General features: G+C 62.9%; 14 protein-coding genes. 6 read left to right on the top strand and 8 right to left on the bottom strand.

What is annotated here, in order from left to right; all coding sequences use genetic code 11:
- Window positions 1-102 precede the first annotated feature (102 nt).
- Both KGA89_RS11970 and KGA89_RS11965 read right to left on the bottom strand, forming a co-directional pair.
- Complete coding sequence (locus KGA89_RS11970) at window positions 103-1,215, bottom strand: sugar phosphate isomerase/epimerase family protein (protein ID WP_223471647.1); 1,113 nt, start codon at window positions 1,213-1,215, stop codon at window positions 103-105.
- Window positions 1,179-2,354 carry a Gfo/Idh/MocA family protein gene (locus KGA89_RS11965; protein ID WP_223471646.1) on the bottom strand — a complete coding sequence of 392 codons (1,176 nt, stop codon included), beginning with the start codon at window positions 2,352-2,354 and terminating at the stop codon, window positions 1,179-1,181. Before KGA89_RS11965 ends, KGA89_RS11970 begins: the two co-directional genes overlap by 37 nt.
- Before the next feature lie 167 nt (window positions 2,355-2,521).
- Between KGA89_RS11965 and KGA89_RS11960 the strand changes: the two genes are divergently transcribed.
- The 4 genes from KGA89_RS11960 (at window position 2,522) to KGA89_RS11945 (ending at window position 7,062) form a co-directional block, all read left to right on the top strand.
- Window positions 2,522-3,520: a LacI family DNA-binding transcriptional regulator gene (locus KGA89_RS11960; RefSeq protein WP_223471645.1), complete on the top strand. Its 999-nt coding sequence runs from the start codon at window positions 2,522-2,524 to the stop codon at window positions 3,518-3,520.
- 99 nt (window positions 3,521-3,619) lie between these two features.
- Window positions 3,620-4,570: a TAXI family TRAP transporter solute-binding subunit gene (locus KGA89_RS11955; protein ID WP_223471644.1), complete on the top strand. Its 951-nt coding sequence runs from the start codon at window positions 3,620-3,622 to the stop codon at window positions 4,568-4,570.
- Window positions 4,571-4,651: 81 nt separating this feature from the next.
- On the top strand, window positions 4,652-6,679 hold the full coding sequence (locus tag KGA89_RS11950; RefSeq protein WP_003203272.1) for a TRAP transporter permease: 2,028 nt from the start codon (window positions 4,652-4,654) through the stop codon (window positions 6,677-6,679).
- Complete coding sequence (locus KGA89_RS11945; RefSeq protein ID WP_027912007.1) at window positions 6,676-7,062, top strand: DUF1850 domain-containing protein; 387 nt, start codon at window positions 6,676-6,678, stop codon at window positions 7,060-7,062. Before KGA89_RS11950 ends, KGA89_RS11945 begins: the two co-directional genes overlap by 4 nt.
- A 160-nt stretch (window positions 7,063-7,222) precedes the next feature.
- On the opposite strand, the gene KGA89_RS11940 is transcribed toward KGA89_RS11945, so the two are convergent.
- Together KGA89_RS11940 and KGA89_RS11935 are read right to left on the bottom strand one after the other, a co-directional pair.
- A complete protein-coding gene (locus KGA89_RS11940; RefSeq protein WP_003203277.1) occupies window positions 7,223-8,314 on the bottom strand; it encodes an SMP-30/gluconolactonase/LRE family protein in 1,092 nt (363 codons plus the stop codon).
- A 97-nt stretch (window positions 8,315-8,411) separates the two neighbouring features.
- A complete protein-coding gene (locus KGA89_RS11935) occupies window positions 8,412-9,542 on the bottom strand; it encodes a sensor histidine kinase (RefSeq protein WP_003203281.1) in 1,131 nt (376 codons plus the stop codon).
- A gap of 419 nt (window positions 9,543-9,961) precedes the next feature.
- Between KGA89_RS11935 and KGA89_RS11930 the strand changes: the two genes are divergently transcribed.
- Window positions 9,962-10,927: an EamA family transporter gene (locus KGA89_RS11930; RefSeq protein WP_223471643.1), complete on the top strand. Its 966-nt coding sequence runs from the start codon at window positions 9,962-9,964 to the stop codon at window positions 10,925-10,927.
- Window positions 10,928-11,106: 179 nt separating this feature from the next.
- Entirely contained in the window at window positions 11,107-11,967 is an 861-nt protein-coding gene (locus KGA89_RS11925) for a CAP domain-containing protein (RefSeq protein ID WP_223471642.1), read from the top strand.
- A gap of 49 nt (window positions 11,968-12,016) precedes the next feature.
- Here KGA89_RS11925 and KGA89_RS11920 read toward each other — a convergent pair whose 3' ends face one another.
- The 4 genes from KGA89_RS11920 to ggt all read right to left on the bottom strand — a co-directional run.
- Window positions 12,017-12,649, bottom strand: coding sequence for a glutaminyl-peptide cyclotransferase (locus KGA89_RS11920; protein ID WP_223471641.1), 633 nt, complete (start codon window positions 12,647-12,649; stop codon window positions 12,017-12,019).
- A gap of 34 nt (window positions 12,650-12,683) precedes the next feature.
- A complete protein-coding gene (locus tag KGA89_RS11915) occupies window positions 12,684-13,904 on the bottom strand; it encodes a helix-turn-helix domain-containing protein (protein WP_223471640.1) in 1,221 nt (406 codons plus the stop codon).
- Window positions 13,905-14,076: 172 nt separating this feature from the next.
- The gene (locus tag KGA89_RS11910; protein ID WP_223471639.1) at window positions 14,077-14,610 is read right to left on the bottom strand and encodes a cysteine hydrolase family protein; all 534 of its coding nucleotides are present in this window, start codon (window positions 14,608-14,610) and stop codon (window positions 14,077-14,079) included.
- A 40-nt stretch (window positions 14,611-14,650) separates the two neighbouring features.
- Window positions 14,651-16,166, bottom strand: a 1,516-nt coding sequence (gene ggt / locus KGA89_RS11905; RefSeq protein ID WP_223471638.1) for a gamma-glutamyltransferase, incomplete at its 5' end; no start/stop codon positions are given.

Below are 16,166 nucleotides of genomic sequence, written 5' to 3'. Positions count from 1 at the left end.
GGCCGCGCCACGGTCTAACCGTTGAACCGCGTTTTCGTTCATCGCGGGCAAGCCTTGCTCCCACACCGGGTTTCCTCGCCACAGGTTTTTGGGTTGGGCCGGCTACCTCAACAGGCCCAGCAACCGCCGGTTGGAGTCTTCATCCGCCGTTACACCAGCAAAATCGTCGAAAGCCTTGCGCGTCTTGCTGATCATGTGCCGCTGGATGAACGCAGCGCCTTCTGCGGCGCCCTGTTGCGAATCCTTCAGGCAACACTCCCATTCCAAGACCGCCCAACCGCTGAAATCGTATTGGGTCAATTTGCTGAAGATCGATTTGAAATCGATCTGGCCATCGCCCAACGAACGGAACCGCCCGGGCCGATCGACCCAGCCCTGGTAACCGCCGTACACCCCGGAACGGGCGTCGGGGCGGAACTCGGCGTCCTTGACGTGGAACATGCGGATGCGCGCGTGGTAGCGATCGATGAAACCCAGGTAGTCCATCTGTTGCAGCAGCAGATGGCTGGGGTCATAGAGGATCGCCGCCCGCGGGTGATGATCGACGGCCTCCAGGAAGCGCTCGAACGAGGCCCCGTCGTGGAGGTCTTCGCCGGGGTGGATTTCGTAGCACAGGTCCACCCCCGCCGCGTCGAAGCAGTCGAGAATCGGCAACCAGCGCCGGGCCAGTTCGGCGAACCCTTGCTCCACCAGGCCTGTCGGACGTTGCGGCCATGGGTAGAGATACGGCCACAGCAGCGCGCCGGAAAACGTTGCATGAGCCTTCAGCCCCAACCGCTGGCTGGCGCGGGCGGCCAGCTTGAGTTGTTCGATCGCCCACTCGGTACGTGCCTGGGGCTGGCCGCGCAGATGGGCCGGGGCGAAGTCGTCGAACAGCGCGTCGAACGCCGGGTGCACCGCCACCAACTGGCCTTGCAGGTGCGTCGATAACTCGCTGATCTCGACACCGGCCTGGGCACAGGTGGCCTTGAGCTCGTCGCAATAATCCTGGCTCTCGGCGGCCCGGGCCAGGTCGATGTATTGCGGGCCCGACGTCGGTAGTTGAATGGCCTTGTAGCCTTGCGACGCCGCCCACTGGGCGATGTTGGCCAGGGTGTCGAACGGCGCTTCGGCGGACATGAATTGCGCCAGGAAAATGCCTGGGCCACGCAGGCCGCTCGGTGTCTTGTCGAGGGTATTCACAACAGGGATGCTCCGGTCTGCACGGCGGTCCATTTCGCCTCGCCACGGTGATTGAGGATGGCGGCCTCGATGAATGCCATGCCACGCAAACCGGTCTCGATGCCGGGTACGCCAGGGACGTCAGGGCCTTCGACATGGTTGCGAATGGCCTGGGCGAAATCGCCGTAGAGGTTGGCCATGGCCTCCAGGTAGCCCTCGGGATGCCCGGCCGGCAGGCGCATGCGCCGCGTGGCCGCCGCGCACAACCACGGCTGGCCGACACCGCTACGCAAGATGCGCAGGGGTTGGTCAAAGGCGCGATGGATCAGGCTCGCCGGTTCTTCCTGGCGCCACTCCAAGGCGCCCTTGTCGCCGTAGACGCGAATCTTCAGCGGGTTCTCTTCACCGGTGCAGACCTGGCTTGCGATCAACGCGCCGCTGGCACCGCTCGCCATCTTGAACAGCATCGCGGCGTCGTCATCCAATTGTCGGCCCGGGATGTGCGTACCCAAGACGGCGCATAGCTGTTGGATAGGCTGGTCTGCGACGAACTCGGCCAGGGAAAACGCGTGGGTGCCGATGTCGCCGATGCATCCGCCCAGGCCTGACTGCCCGGGGTCGTCACGCCACTCCGCCTGTTTATTGCCCTGAGCGGCGACATCCTGGCTGAGCCAGCCTTGGGGGTACTCGACCAGCACTTTGCGCACCTGACCGATCTCGCCCGAACGCACCATCTCCCGGGCCTGCCAAACCATGGGATAGCCCAGGTAGGTGTGGGCCAGGCCGTAGAGGCAACGGCTGCCTTGCAGCACGTCCCTGAGGGCCAGCAACTCGTTGAGGTCCAGCGCGGCGGGTTTCTCGCTGAACACATGGAAACCGGCTTTCAAGGCCTGGCTGGCGATAGGCGCATGGAGGTGATTGGGCGTGACGATCACCAGCAGTTCCATGCGCTGATCCAGAGGCAGCAGCGCTTCGGTGTCGAGCATCTGCTGCCAGTCGTGGTAGCAACGGGACGCTGGCAGGCCCAGGGCCGCGCCGGTCTGCCGAGTGTTGTGAGGATCGCGGCTGAATGCGCCGCAGACCAGTTCGAAACCGCCGTCCAGGCCCGCGGCCTGACGGTGGGCCTGGCCGATGAACGCGCCCTCTCCACCGCCGACGAAGCCCATTCTTATTTTCGGTGCTACAGGATTCATCGCGATTGTCTTCCTGTGAGGATGATGATGTAACCGGTTACATCATGGCGGAAATCTAGGCTCAGTTTTCCTGCGTGTCAAACCCCACGAGGTCACGCATGAACATTTGTGAGGCGCTCAACCTGCGGTAAGCTCCCCAACCGTAGCCCCTGCCCCCCGAGGTGATTTTGTCCAACATTCGTGAAGTGGCCCGGCTGGCCGGTGTGTCGGTGGCCACGGTGTCCAGAACCCTGAAATCGCCCGAACGGGTGCTTCCCGAGACGCGGGACAAGGTCAACGCGGCGGTGGAACAGGCCGGCTATCGACCCAACCTGATGGCGGTGCAATTTCGCTCCCGGCGCACCGGCAACCTGGTGATCCTGGTGCCGACCATCGCCAACACGTTTTTCGCCCGGGTCATCAGCGGCGCGCAGCAGGCCGCGCAGGCGGCGGGTTATCGATTGCTGCTGTGCGACACCCAGGGCCGCGCGCAGATCGAGCGGGAATTCGCCGCGCTGGTCTACGCCCACCAGGCCGACGGGGTGATCCAGTTGCGCGCCAGCGATCCTTTCGAATCGATGCCCGCAGGCGCTGAAAGCCTGCCGCTGGTCAACGCCTGCGAAGTGGTCAAGCACGCCCCCTACCCGACCATCAGCCTCGACAACCGCGCCGCCGCCCAGGCCATGACCGAGCACCTGATCGGCCTCGGCCATCGCCGCATCGGCATCATCAAGGGGCCACGCAGCAGCCCCTTGACCCTGGACCGCGTGGCCGGTTACCAGGATGCCCTGAACCAGGCCGATATCGCCGTCGACCCAAGCCTGATCTGCCATGGCGACTTCACGTTGAAGGCCGGTGATGACGGGGCCGGCGCGATGCTGGCGCTGGCCGACCGGCCCAGCGCGCTGTTCTGTGAAAACGACGAGATGGCCATCGGCGCGCTCAGGCGCATCAAGCAAATGGGCCTGCGGGTGCCCGAGGATATTTCCCTGGTGGGGTTTGACGACATCCCGTTCGCCGCCTATTGCGACCCGCCCCTGACCACCATTGCGCAACCTGCCGAAGCGTTTGGTCAAAAAGCGGTAGAGATGCTGATTGCCCTGATCGAGAAAAAGCCGATTGCCGAACGGCATGTGGTGTTGCCGTTTGAGTTGACGGTGCGAGGCAGTACGGCGCCCCTGGCATAACCACAAAAACCTCCTGACCACGGCTCGACTCGCCACCGCCCCGTTTGAACTACAGTGGAAAGACTCTGCATACAGCCATAACAAGACGGAGAGGTCCCCATGCGAGTCAACAAGCGCTTCACCCTCCTGGCCGCCGCGGCAGCCCTGGTGGTCAGCACCACGGCCCAGGCAGCCCCGGTGTATATCAACATCCTGACGGGGGGCACCAGTGGGGTTTATTACCCGATCGGGGTCGGGCTGTCGCAGATCTACAGCAGTGGTATCCAGGACGCCAAGACATCGGTGCAAGCCACCAAGGCCTCGGTGGAAAACCTCAACCTGCTGCAAGCCGGTCGTGGCGAGCTGGCCCTGGCCCTGGGCGACTCGGTGGCGGATGCCAGGAACGGTGTGGAAGACGCCGGTTTCAAGGCACCGTTGACCAAACTGCGCGCCATCGCTGGCGCCTATCCCAATTACATCCAGATCGTCGCCAGCCAGGAGTCCGGCATCAAGACATTGGCCGACCTCAAGGGCAAGACCGTTTCCGTCGGCGCGGCAAAATCCGGCACCGAACTCAATGCCCGGGCGATCTTCAAGGCCGCAGGGCTGACCTACCAAGACATGAAGGTCCAGTACTTGCCGTTCGCCGAGTCGGTGGACTTGATCAAGAACCGCCAACTGGATGCCACACTGCAGTCCTCCGGCCTGGGGATGGCGGCCATTCGTGACCTGGCCTCGACCATGGCGCTGAGCTATGTATCGGTGCCCACCGATGTGGTGGAGAAAATCGCTAACCCGGCCTATCAAAGCGCAATGATTCCGGCCAACACCTACGACGGCCAGACCGACGCCGTACCGACCGTGGCCATCACCAACATCCTGGTCACCCGCGAGGACGTGCCGGATGAGGTGGTGTACCAGATGACCAAGCTGCTCTTCGAGAACCTCACTCGCCTGGGCACTTCCCATTCGGCGGCCAAGGACATCACCTTGAAAAACGCCGCGAAAAACCTGCCGATCGCACTCCACCCCGGTGCCGAGCGCTACTACAAGGAAGTGGGCGCGCTGTAACACCCTACGCATCAACGGCGCCCGTCGCCGTTGATGCATCGTGTTTTCGCCCCTTGAATGTGAACAGAAGGCAGGCACCTCATGAGTGAAGACCAGCACGGCATCGCCACGGACCCGCGGGACTGGCCCAAGACACTGTTTTACGTGGCCTTGCTGTTTTCAGTGTTCCAGATCGTCACCGCCGCGTTTTCTCCAGTCTCCAGCATCGTGCTGCGGGCGGTGCATGTCGGCTTCCTGCTGTGGGTGGTGTTCCTCAGCTACCCGGCCTATGGCAAGCAGCGTCCCTGGCAACCCCTGGCCTGGGTCCTGAGCCTGGGGAGCGTGGCGACGGCGCTCTATCAATGGGTGTTCGAAGCCGACCTGATCCAGCGCTCTGGCGACCTGACCACCGCCGACATGATCATCGGCGTGATCCTGATCGTGCTGGTCTTCGAAGCCGCCCGGCGGGTGATGGGCATCGCGCTGCCGATCATCTGCGGCCTGTTCCTGGCCTATGGCCTGTTCGGCGAATACCTGCCGGGGGATTTGGCCCATCGCGGCTATGGCGTCGATCAAATCATCAACCAACTGTCATTCGGCACCGAAGGCTTGTACGGCACGCCGACCTACGTGTCGGCCACCTATATCTTCCTGTTCATCCTGTTTGGCGCCTTCCTGGAAAAGGCCGGCATGATAAAGCTGTTCACCGATTTCGCCATGGGCCTGTTCGGCCACAAACTGGGCGGGCCGGCGAAAGTGGCGGTGGTGTCATCGGCGCTGATGGGCACCATCACCGGCTCAGGCATCGCCAACGTGGTCACCACCGGGCAATTCACCATCCCGTTGATGAAGCGATTCGGCTACAAGGCCGCGTTTGCTGGCGGTGTGGAAGCGACTTCCAGCATGGGCAGCCAGATCATGCCGCCGGTAATGGGCGCGGTGGCCTTCATCATGGCCGAAACCATCAATGTGCCGTTCGTGGAAATCGCCAAGGCCGCATTGATACCCGCGTGCTTGTACTTCGGCTCGGTGTTCTGGATGGTTCACCTGGAAGCCAAACGCTCCGACCTCAAGGGCCTGCCCAAGGACCAATGCCCCAGCGCCTGGGGCGCGGTCAAGGAAAACTGGTACTTGCTGATCCCGCTCGGGGTGTTGGTCTACCTGCTGTTTTCCGGACGCACACCGCTGTTTTCCGGCATGGTGGGCCTGGCTTTGACAGCCATCGTGATTCTCGGCTCGGCGATCATTCTCAAGGTCTCGAACTATGCTTTGCGCTGTGCCTTCTGGATCGCCTTGGGGCTGCTGTGCGTCGGTTTTTTCCGGTTGGGCATCGGTGTCGTGTTCGCGGTGATCGGCGTGTTGGTGGTGGTCTGCTGGTTCATGCAAGGCACGCGGGAAACCCTGGTCATCTGCCTGCACGCGTTGGTAGATGGCGCGCGTCATGCCGTTCCAGTGGGGATCGCCTGCGCCTTGGTAGGCAGCATCATCGCCGTGGTCTCGCTGACCGGCGTGGCCTCCACTTTTGCCGGCTACATCCTCGCCATCGGCAGGGACAACCTGTTGCTGTCGCTGATCCTCACCATGCTCACTTGCCTGGTGCTGGGCATGGGCATCCCGACCATTCCCAACTACATCATCACCAGCTCGATCGCCGCGCCCGCCCTGCTGGAACTGGGCGTGCCGCTGATCGTATCGCACATGTTCGTGTTCTATTTCGGCATCCTCGCCGACCTGACCCCACCGGTGGCGCTGGCCTGTTTCGCCGCCGCGCCCATTGCCCGGGAAAGTGGCCTGAAGATCAGCTTCTGGGCGGTGCGCATCGCCCTCGCCGGTTTCGTCATTCCGTTCATGGCGGTCTATAACCCGGCACTGATGCTCCAGGGCGACAACCTGTGGATGACCGCGTACATGCTGATCAAGACGTTGTTGGCCGTCGGGCTTTGGGGCATGGCGTCCACCGGCTATCTGCAACAGAAGATGCCGGTCTGGGAGCGCCTGTTGTGTTTTGCGGCTGGCGCGTTGCTGGTGGTGGCCCTGCCGCTGACCGACGAGATTGGCTTCGTGCTGGGTGGGCTGCTGATTTTCCAGCACATCTGGCGCTCGCGGCGTGCCGGACGGGCCTTGGCGTGATCGGGCTGTGTCTGGGCCTGTCCGGCGTGGTCTGGGCCCAGCTTCCCGTTGCCGATTTCACGCTGGCATGGAACCACACCATCGAAAAGATCCGCTGGGAGGAAGATTATCGCGTGACCGCACAAGGGTTGGTCCTGGGTGAAGCCAGGGTCAGAGGCAATGGCGCGGGCATGGAGATTCCCGAAAACGCCCGACTGGAAAATGGCAGTTGGCACTACCAACGCCAGATGCCGCCGCTGCAACCGCTGAGGCTGGGCCGTACGCCGCAGGCCGGCGATTATCAAGTGTGCTTCGATGGCACTTGCCGGCCGATGAGCCATTGGTTGGGGCCGCCGACAGAGGGCCAGCCGACCGTGGAGCTATGGAGTTGCGGACAATCCTGAACCCATCAGAGGATACTCACTGAACACACCCTTGTGACTAGGCCGTGGGAGCAAGGCTTGCCCGCGATACAGGCGACTCGATTTCTGAAAGACCGCATCGCCTGTATCGCGAGCAAGCTTTGCTCCCACAGTATCCTCGCCACAATGGAGAACCGCTCAATCAGGCAAACGTCGCCCCCCGTGTATTCACGAACAGCGAATACAGCGAATGGCTGCCGGCCATGAACAACCGATTGCCTTCCCGCCCTCCGAAGCAGACGTTGGGGCAGCGCTCCGGCAGGGAGATGTGCCCGATGGCTTTGCCTTCAGGGTTGAACACTCGCACACCGTCGAGTTTTTCCAGGTCGGCCTTGGGGTCGCCATTGCCGCCCCAACCGCACCAGAGGTTGCCGCTCTCGTCGCACTTGATTCCATCGATCGCCGCGTAATCCAGGCCTTCGATGTGCTTGCGCCGCTCCCCCAGCGTGCCATCGTCCTTGACCGTGATTGCCCAGATCAAGCGGTTGGGCTTGGCCCGGCCTTCGACCACGTAGAGGATTTTCTCGTCCGGGGAAAAACACAACCCGTTCGGCCCCGCCAGGTCGTCGATCACCCGGCTGACCTTGCCGGTTCCGCCGTCGATGCGATACACCGCGTGGGGCTGGGCGGGGGTGACTTTGTGTCCCTCGTAGTTGTTGCCGGTCTGGAACGGCGGGTCGGTGAACCAGACCGAGCCATCACGCTTGCACACGATGTCGTTGGGCGAGTTCAGCGGCTTGCCTTCGAAACTGTCCGCCAGCACGGTGATAGTGCCGTTGTGCTCGGTGCGAGTGATGCGTCGGCCTTCGCTGGCGGTGGTGGAGCCTTCGCACACCAGCAGCCGGCCCTGGCGATCGCGGCACATGCCGTTGGAGAAGTTGGAATTCTCGCGGTACACCGACAGGCTGCCGGTGATTTCATCCCAGCGCACGATGCGGTTGTTGGGAATGTCGCTGACCAGCAGGTAACGACCGTCACCGACCCACACCGGCCCTTCTGCCCAACGCAGACCGGTGGCGAGTTTCTCCACGCTGGCGTTGAAGATGCGCAAGTCCATGAAGCTGGGGTCAAGGATATTGATCAGCGGGTCCGGGTAACGCTGGCTCAAGGGTTCGGCCTGGGCGAGCCCTGGCAGATTGCCAAGGGCGGCGGCAGCGGCCGAGACCACCAGGGATTTTTTCAGGAATACCCGGCGGCCCTGATCGGCGGCGGTTGCAGATTGCGAAGCATCCATCGGTGCGTCTCCGTTAATTATTATTGGACGGGACGACAGTTTTACTACGTGATAAGACATCGTACAAGTATGTGAATCTGCTCTTGCGGACAGTCGATCAGGCCGGGTTCAGCGGTATACGAACGGTAAATGTCGTGCCGACTTGCGCCTCCGAGTGGACCTTGATGGTGCCCTGATGGGCCGATACGATCGCCGAAGCGATGTGCAGGCCAAGTCCGAGCCCAGCCGTGGAACCGTACTGCATTTCACCGCTGCACAGACTTCGGACCATTGGGTTGAAGATGTTGGCAATGGCCTCTTTCTCGATAGGCTTGCCCTGGTTGTTGATCGCAATCACGGCCATATCCTTTTCCACGCTCAACGAAACAGTCACCGGCGTGCCTTCGGCACCATGCTGGACGGCGTTGCCAATCAGGTTGGCAAATACTTGCTCCATGCGGGCGGGATCAAACCGCGCCTCCAGGGCACCGGTCGTTTCAAAGCGGATTTCGCTTTCCGGGTGATAGGCCCGCGCCTCCTCCACCATGCCTTCGCAGGCGGCCACCAGATCGCCGTTGAAACGCTGCACCGGAATGCCCGAGCCGAGTTGGGTACGGGTGAAATCCAGCAGATCGCCGACGATTTTGTTGGCCCGCTTGACGCTGGTGTAGATACGCGAAGTGATCTTGGTGGCCTTGGCGGGCAGGTCCCCCGCCCGCAGCAGCACTTCGGAACTCAGCAGGATCGCGCCCAAGGGGCTGCGCAGGTCATGCCCCAGAATCCCGAGAAAGATGTTGCGCGACGCATCCACCGCCCCCGAGTAACTGACGACGGACTCGGCCAAGGCCTGGTCCACGGCCTCGTTGAATCGAATCAGATCGTCCATGACCTGTTTGTGATCCAACTGCGTGTGCGGCATCCAGAGCATGAGCACGCTGGTGCGCAGGGCCCGGTATTCGGAGACCATTTGTTCCACGGTGAAACCCGAGGACTGGCGGATGACCGCATGGGTTTCGGCGGCGGTTTCGGCATCCGCCGTCGGGGCCTCCCCGTGGGACTTGGCAATTGCCTCCTTGCGCGTTTGCGAGGTGCGCAGGTCAGCGGCGATGGTGCGCAGCATCTGCTCGGCATGGTCGCGCAGGGCCACGGAATCCATGCCAATGGATGCGGGGGTGATGGTTTTGGCGAAGTCTTCCCACGCCTGAAGAATCGGCTCGATATTGTCGAGAATGAAATCGGCCAGGCGCATGAGTTTTTCCGCAAGAAGGGCGATGCTGTAAACGACACAGCGGCCAGGTTTGTTGTACAGCAAAGCACCGGATAATGTGCGTAATGCTGTTCATTTTGATATTCCGCTGTGTTTTTTTTGGGGGGTGTATATCCGTTTCTGCGGTAACGGCGGCTGGCGGTTCCGCCCTTACGGCGGGTCACTTTCGACGGGCTCCCGGCTTTTTCGAAAGTGACCCGCCGTAAAGGCGGAACCCTAAGTAGCCGTTACCGCAGAAACGGATATACACGCCAAAGCAACTAAATACCGAGCGTACAGCCCTGCCGACCTTGTCCCTTGCACCCCACGAGGTAAAAACCTTACAGTCGTACGACAACCTATAACTAAAAACAGCCGATCCAGGACCTTTTGCCTTGGCGGCCGCCATAGAGACACCTGCCATGACTCGCCCCATCGCTGCACCTGACACCCCCACGCCGTTACCCCGCCACCTCGCGGTGCTCGTCCTGCTATGCATGGGCTGTGCCTTCGCCGGGAACCACGTCGCCGCGCGGGCCGCGTTCGATGACGGTGCCGGTGTGCTGCTGGCGATCTTGCTGCGCTCGGGCGGGACGCTGCTGGTGCTGGCTGCGATGGTGCTCTGGCAACGACAGAGCCTGCGCCTGCCGCCCGATGCGTGGCGCTGGCAATTGGCACTGGGGCTGTTGATCGGCGCCCAGAGCCTGTGCCTGTACTCCGCCGTGGCGCGGGTTCCGGTGGCGTTGGCGCTGTTGGTGGGCAACGTGTTTCCGATCCTGCTGGCTTTGCTGACCTGGGCCCTGGGCGGGCCACGCCCGACGGCGCGCACCGCCGCGTTGATGGGCATGATCCTGGTGGGGCTGGTGTTCGTGCTGGAAGTGCCGGCGCGGTTATCGTCTGGGCAAGGCGTCGGCCCGCAATGGCTGCTGGGGGTGGGTTTGGCCTTTTGCGCTGCTTGCGCCTTTGCCTGCGCACTGTGGATCACCGATCACAAGTTGTCCCAGGTACGCGGCTCGGTTCGCAGCCTGCTGACGATCTTCATCGTCTTCAGCAGCGTCAACCTCGCCGGCCTGACCGGTGCCCTGCCCGGCGGTTTCGACCTGCCAGCCAGCAGCACCGGTTGGTTCGCCCTGGCGACCCTGGTGGTGCTCTACGGCACCGGCTTCACTGTGCTGTTCATTTCCGTGCCCCGCCTGGACATGCCGCGCAACGCCCCGGTGATGAACATCGAACCGCTGGCCACGCTGCTGATCGGCTGGCTGGTGCTGGACCAGATGCTCAACCCGGGCCAGGTGATGGGTGGCGCGATTGTGGTGACGGGCATCGTGCTGCTGACCTATCGCAAGGTCGAACGGGTCAAGGTGCCTGTGGCTGAAACGGCGAATTGAACCCACTGAACACAGTTGTGCCAGCCCGCAGATACTCTTCGCCTTCCTGAAACTTGTTTCAAAACCGACAGTCCTACCCCAGCCGTGAAAACCCCGCCGATCTGCAGCGACGGGTTTTCCAGCTGATCGGCGCCAAGCCTGGCGCTAAAGCACCTCCCCCTTCTTGAGCCGTTCGCCCCATGCGCCACCCTGTTCGCTCTTGCCGTTTCGTTTCGCTGTGCTTGCTTGCCCTGTTTCCCTTATTTACCAGCCCCGCCCATGCCCGCAGCGAAAGGCAGCTGGTGGACGCCATCAACGATTTCCGCAGCCAGTCGCGCCGCTGTGAATGGCGCACGGTGCGTGCCACCCAGCCACTGGTACTGCGTTCGAGCCTGGGCTTGCCGATGGGCTTTCGCGGTGGCCTGCGGGAAACCTTGAAAGACGTCGGCTATCAAGCCCGGGCTGTGCGCAGCATCCGCCTGACCGATGCGCGGGACGCCGAAGAAGCCTTCGACATGTTGGCCGACGAACATTGCGCAGCGCTGCTGGACAACCAGTACGCCGACATCGGTGTCAATCGGGTCGGTGATGAATGGCGCGTGGTGCTGGCGCAGCCCATGGCTGGCACACGGATGAGCGACGCGGGTGCGTCGGACAAGTCGCTGCTGGCCCAGGTCAACGCCGCCAGGGCCAAGCCACGGATGTGCGGGCGCCAGCGCTTTGCGGCGGCCCGGCCGCTGAGCTGGAACGCCGCGTTGGGAACCGCCGCCCAAGGCCACAGCCGGTCGATGGCCCGCGAGAACTATTTCGCCCATCGCGATCCGGACGGTCGCTCCTCTTCCGATCGCGCCAAGAGCGCCGGCTTTCGCGGACATAAACTGGGCGAGAACATCGCCGCTGGTCAACGCTCGCCGAGCCAGGCCATGCAAGACTGGCTGGACAGCCCGGGGCACTGCGCCAACCTGATGAACCCGATGTTCACCCAGATGGGCGCAGCTTCCGCCAGCGACTCACGCAGTGATGCGGGGGTGTACTGGACGATGGTGCTTGGTGCGCCGTGATGTGACGGACACCTTTGTGGCCAGGGAGCTATGGCAAATCTGCCGCCTCTCACGCCGGCCGACGAACCGCCCTCACCTTGCCACTGCTACCGCCGCCACAGAAAAACCGGTCGGCCCCGTCGGACTCCAGCCCCGACACACCGGTCCCGGGTGGCATCGTCACGCTTTCCAGCACTTGCGCCGTTTGCGGATCGATACGTCGCAGGTCGCTCTCGTCGTTTTCCCAGGTGCCGTGCCAAAGCTCTCCATCGACCCAGGTCACGCCCGTGACAAAGCGGTTGGATTCGATGGTGCGCAGGACCCTTCCGTCGGCGGGATCGATCTGCAGTATCTTGCGCGCCTTGTACTGACCGACCCAGAGCGATCCTTCGGCCCACGCCAGGCCGGAATCATCACCGCTGTTGGGGGCCGGAATCGTCGCCAATACCTGACCGGTGCGTGGATCGATCTTGCGGATGCTGTCGCCGGCAATCTGGAATAAATACTCACCGTCGAACGCCGTGCCCGCATTCGCCGGGACATCGAGCGAATGCACGGTCTGGCCACTGGCGGGATCGAGGGCATGCAACTTGTCGCCTGAAGCTAACCAGACGCGCTCGCCGTCATGGCTCACGCCATGCACGCAATCGACGCCCGGGAAAGGACCGTATTCACGCAGGATCTGTGCCTCTGAACGTTTCATCTCACTCGCCTCATCAGTGGGGTGTGACTGCAGCCTAATCCTCCGATGGCAGCGCAGTGAGTAACAATACCGTCGCGAATCCAGGCATCGGTGGCGCCAACCAGCGACGGGCCCTGGCGCGCCCGAACGACTGCGCCTTACCGGCGGCGGCCAGTGTCTCCAAGGCCCGTTGCACGCTACGCTGACTGATGTCCAGCGCCAGCGCCAGGGCTGAACTGGACCAGGCTTCACCGTCGGCCAGCAATGCCAGCACCGCTGCGTAGGGCTCCTCGACGACTCGCGCCAGCACCACGACCTCGTCGGCATGTCGCGGCACCAGGGTAAAACCGCGCTGGGTTGCCCTCACGTCAGCCAACGGACGAAGCGTGGCACGCAACCGCCCCATCTCGACCCGCAGCCGGGCGCGATGGGATTCATCCGTCAGTTTCAAGCCGAAGGCCTGGGTCATGAGCGTTTCCCTTGGCACGTCGCCAGGCCAGGCTTGAGCCAGCCCTCGCGCCAAGGCGAACAATACCGGACGCCGGGCAAGGCTGACCTGAATGCCGGCGCCGCTGATCCCATAGCGGCACGCGTCCACCACCAACGCCGGCCCGGCCAACAGCGCTTGCACTTCTTCCAGCAGGAGCAAGCGCTCCTGGCCTCGGGCGATCAGCCGCGCGGCGGGTGTGCGCAGTAGCCGCCAGGCGCTTTCAATTTCGGCGCTCAGCGCGCCGATTCCCGCTTGCCCTGCGGCTTGCCCGGCCCGTTCGAGGGCGGCGCGGGCGGCCTGTGTTTGCAACCGTCGCATGGCGATTCCCGCAGCCACTAACTCGCAAGCCGCCCGTGATGCCAAGGGCAGGCAGGCAAGCTCCAGGTCAACGAGCCTGCGTTCGGCCTCGTCGAGCCGACCGATCAACAGCAGCCGCCGGATTTCGATCGTGTGGGCGTGCGCAACGTTCGCCCGGTCGTCGTGGGTTTCGAGCACCGCCCGCGCGGCGTCGAGGCGCTTCATCGGCCAAGCCAGGTCACGGGACGCCAGGGCGATTTCGCCTTCGGCGACCACACAACGCGCCCGTGCCACGGTCTCCTTGGGCCCGAAGGCCGCGCCCGCCCGACGCATCAGGGCCCTGGCCTTGGCCAGATCGCCCAGTTGCGCCATGGCGATGCCGCGAAGCGCTAGGGCCGGGGCATCGTTGCGCAAGGCAATGCGATTGAGCGCGGCGACGGGGTCCCCCGCTGCCAGTGCGCGCGCTGCCGTGGTGACCTCGTAATCCATGAACGATGACCTGGGTGGCGAGGGAGCTTGCTCCCGCTGGACGCTGTAGGAGCTGACGAGTGTAACGAGGCTGCGATCTTTCCAGCGCTCATTGAGTCGAGAGCGAAAGATAAGATCAAAAGATCGCAGGCTTCGCCAGCTCCTACAGCCCAATCCAAGCAATGGGTATCGGCTACAAGCGAATGTCAGCCGCCGCTACCACATCGATCCGCGATACCGCACTGCTCAGCCGCCCCAATCGGTTGTTGTGATTGGCGATGATCTGCTCAGCCGCCATGCTGCCGTTGTCCACCGTGGAGTGGGCATCGGCCGCCAAAACCACGTCGTACCCCAGGGCATGGGCTTGGCGCACGGTAGCGTTGACGCAATAGTCGGTTTGCAACCCGCAGACCACCAGGCGGTCGATGCCTCGGGCCTGCAACAACGGTTGCAGGTCGGTCTGGTAGAAGGCATCGGGGGTGGTCTTGCGCACCCGCAGGTCATCGGCAGCGGTCAGCAGGTCGTCGGCCAGTTGCCAGGCGGCAGAACCATACGTCAGCGAGCCTTCCAACTCTTCGTGCTGGATCAGGATCACCGTCAAGCCCAGGGCCCGGGTTTTGGCCGCCAGTTCGTTGATGGTCCGGATGATGCGCTGGCTGTCGAAGCATTCCTCTTCGCCTGAGCACAGCGCGTTCTGGACATCGATGATCAGCAATGCGGTGTTCATGACCTTCCCTCTTCAAACAATATCGCAGCCGCGCGATAACTCAATACCCCAGCGACAACCCAGTGTTGCGACGGGGGTCGTTGGCGCCATAGAAGCGGTTCTTGCCCACCGGTTTGCCACCCAATGACGGCGCACCGACCAGGATCGCGGCAATGTGGTTGGGGTCCTGCGGGCCGGCAAACTTGTGCCCCCAGCTCTCCAGCAGCTTGCGGGTATCCGGGCTGGCCGCAAAAGTCTCCAGGTTGGTTTCCTCCGGCATCCACTGTTGGTGGAAACGTGGGGCGTCGACAGCCTCCTGGAGGTTCATGCCGTAGTCGATCACATTGAGGATCGTCAGCAACGTCGCGGTGATGATCCGGCTGCCGCCCGGGGTGCCGACCACCATGACCGTCTTGCCGTCCTTGGTGACAATGGTCGGGCTCATGGATGACAACGGCGCCTTGCCCGGCGCGATGGCGTTGGCTTCGCCCTGTACCAGGCCATACATGTTGGGCACGCCGACCTTGGCGGTGAAGTCGTCCATTTCATCGTTGAGAATCACCCCGGTCTTGCTTGCCATGACACCGGCACCGAACCAGTCGTTCAGGGTGTAGGTGACCGAAACGGCATTGCCCCACTGGTCGACGATGGAGTAATGGGTGGTGTTGCTGCCCTCATGGGGCGCCACGCCGGGCTTGATCTTCTGCGAGTCGCCGGCCTTTTGCGGTTCGATCGCGGCCCGCAGCTTGGCGGCGTAGTTTTTATCCAGCAGATGGTCGATGGGGTTCTTCACGAAGTCCGGGTCCCCCAGATAACTGTTGCGGTCCACGTAGGCGTGGCGCATGGCTTCGATCTGATAGTGCATGCCCTGGGCCGAATGGAACCCCAGGTCCTTCATCGGATAACCGTCGAGGATGTTCATGATCTGGCACAGCACCACCCCGCCGGAACTGGGCGGCGGCGCCGAGATGATGTGATAGCCGCGGTAGTCACACTCCACCGGGGCCAGCTCGCGGGTCTTGTATTTGTCCAGGTCGGCCTGGGTGATGATGCCTTTGTTGGCCTGGCTGGAGGTGACCATGGCATCGGCGACCCAGCCTTTGTAGAAACCGTCGGCACCCTTGGCGGAGATTTCCCGCAGGGTCTTGGCGAGGTCTTTTTGCACCAGTTTCTGGCCGACCTGCATGGGCTCGCCGTTGTGCAGGAAGATCGCCCCGGAGTCACGCATGTCCTTCTTGAACACATCGGTGGCGGTTTCCAGCAGATCGACATCGCCCTGCTCCAGGGCAAAGCCTTCCTCGGCGAACTTGATGGCCGGGGCGATCAATTCCGCCCGCGGTTTACTGCCGTATTTCTTCAATGCCAACTCCATGCCGGAGACGGTGCCGGGCACGCCCACGGCCAGGTGTCCGCGGGTGCTGAGGTCGGGGACGACGTTGCCATCCTTGTCCAGGTACATGTTGGCCGTGGCGGCCAGGGGCGCTTTTTCGCGGAAATCCAGGAACGTCTTGCGGCCATCGGCCATTTGCAGGGTCATGAAGCCACCCCCGCCCAGGTTACCCGCCGCCGGATACACC

It is taken from the genome of Pseudomonas sp. A-RE-22 (assembly GCF_019956035.1).
Lineage (GTDB): Bacteria > Pseudomonadota > Gammaproteobacteria > Pseudomonadales > Pseudomonadaceae > Aquipseudomonas > Aquipseudomonas brassicacearum.
Note: the sequence above shows the minus strand (reverse complement) of the source record. Positions and strands in the feature narration are given on the sequence as shown.

Excerpts from the sequence above, each read along its gene's own strand:
- KGA89_RS11940 (WP_003203277.1), bottom strand. The coding sequence starts at position 8,314 with ATGGATGCTTCGCAATCTGCAACCGCCGCCGATCAGGGCCGCCGGGTA.
- KGA89_RS11915 (WP_223471640.1), bottom strand. The coding sequence starts at position 13,904 with ATGGATTACGAGGTCACCACGGCAGCGCGCGCACTGGCAGCGGGGGAC.
- KGA89_RS11925 (WP_223471642.1), top strand. The coding sequence starts at position 11,107 with ATGCGCCACCCTGTTCGCTCTTGCCGTTTCGTTTCGCTGTGCTTGCTT.
- KGA89_RS11935 (WP_003203281.1), bottom strand. The coding sequence starts at position 9,542 with ATGCGCCTGGCCGATTTCATTCTCGACAATATCGAGCCGATTCTTCAG.
- KGA89_RS11930 (WP_223471643.1), top strand. The coding sequence starts at position 9,962 with ATGACTCGCCCCATCGCTGCACCTGACACCCCCACGCCGTTACCCCGC.
- KGA89_RS11910 (WP_223471639.1), bottom strand. The coding sequence starts at position 14,610 with ATGAACACCGCATTGCTGATCATCGATGTCCAGAACGCGCTGTGCTCA.
- KGA89_RS11920 (WP_223471641.1), bottom strand. The coding sequence starts at position 12,649 with ATGAAACGTTCAGAGGCACAGATCCTGCGTGAATACGGTCCTTTCCCG.
- KGA89_RS11965 (WP_223471646.1), bottom strand. The coding sequence starts at position 2,354 with ATGAATCCTGTAGCACCGAAAATAAGAATGGGCTTCGTCGGCGGTGGA.
- KGA89_RS11950 (WP_003203272.1), top strand. The coding sequence starts at position 4,652 with ATGAGTGAAGACCAGCACGGCATCGCCACGGACCCGCGGGACTGGCCC.
- KGA89_RS11970 (WP_223471647.1), bottom strand. The coding sequence starts at position 1,215 with ATGGACCGCCGTGCAGACCGGAGCATCCCTGTTGTGAATACCCTCGAC.
- KGA89_RS11955 (WP_223471644.1), top strand. The coding sequence starts at position 3,620 with ATGCGAGTCAACAAGCGCTTCACCCTCCTGGCCGCCGCGGCAGCCCTG.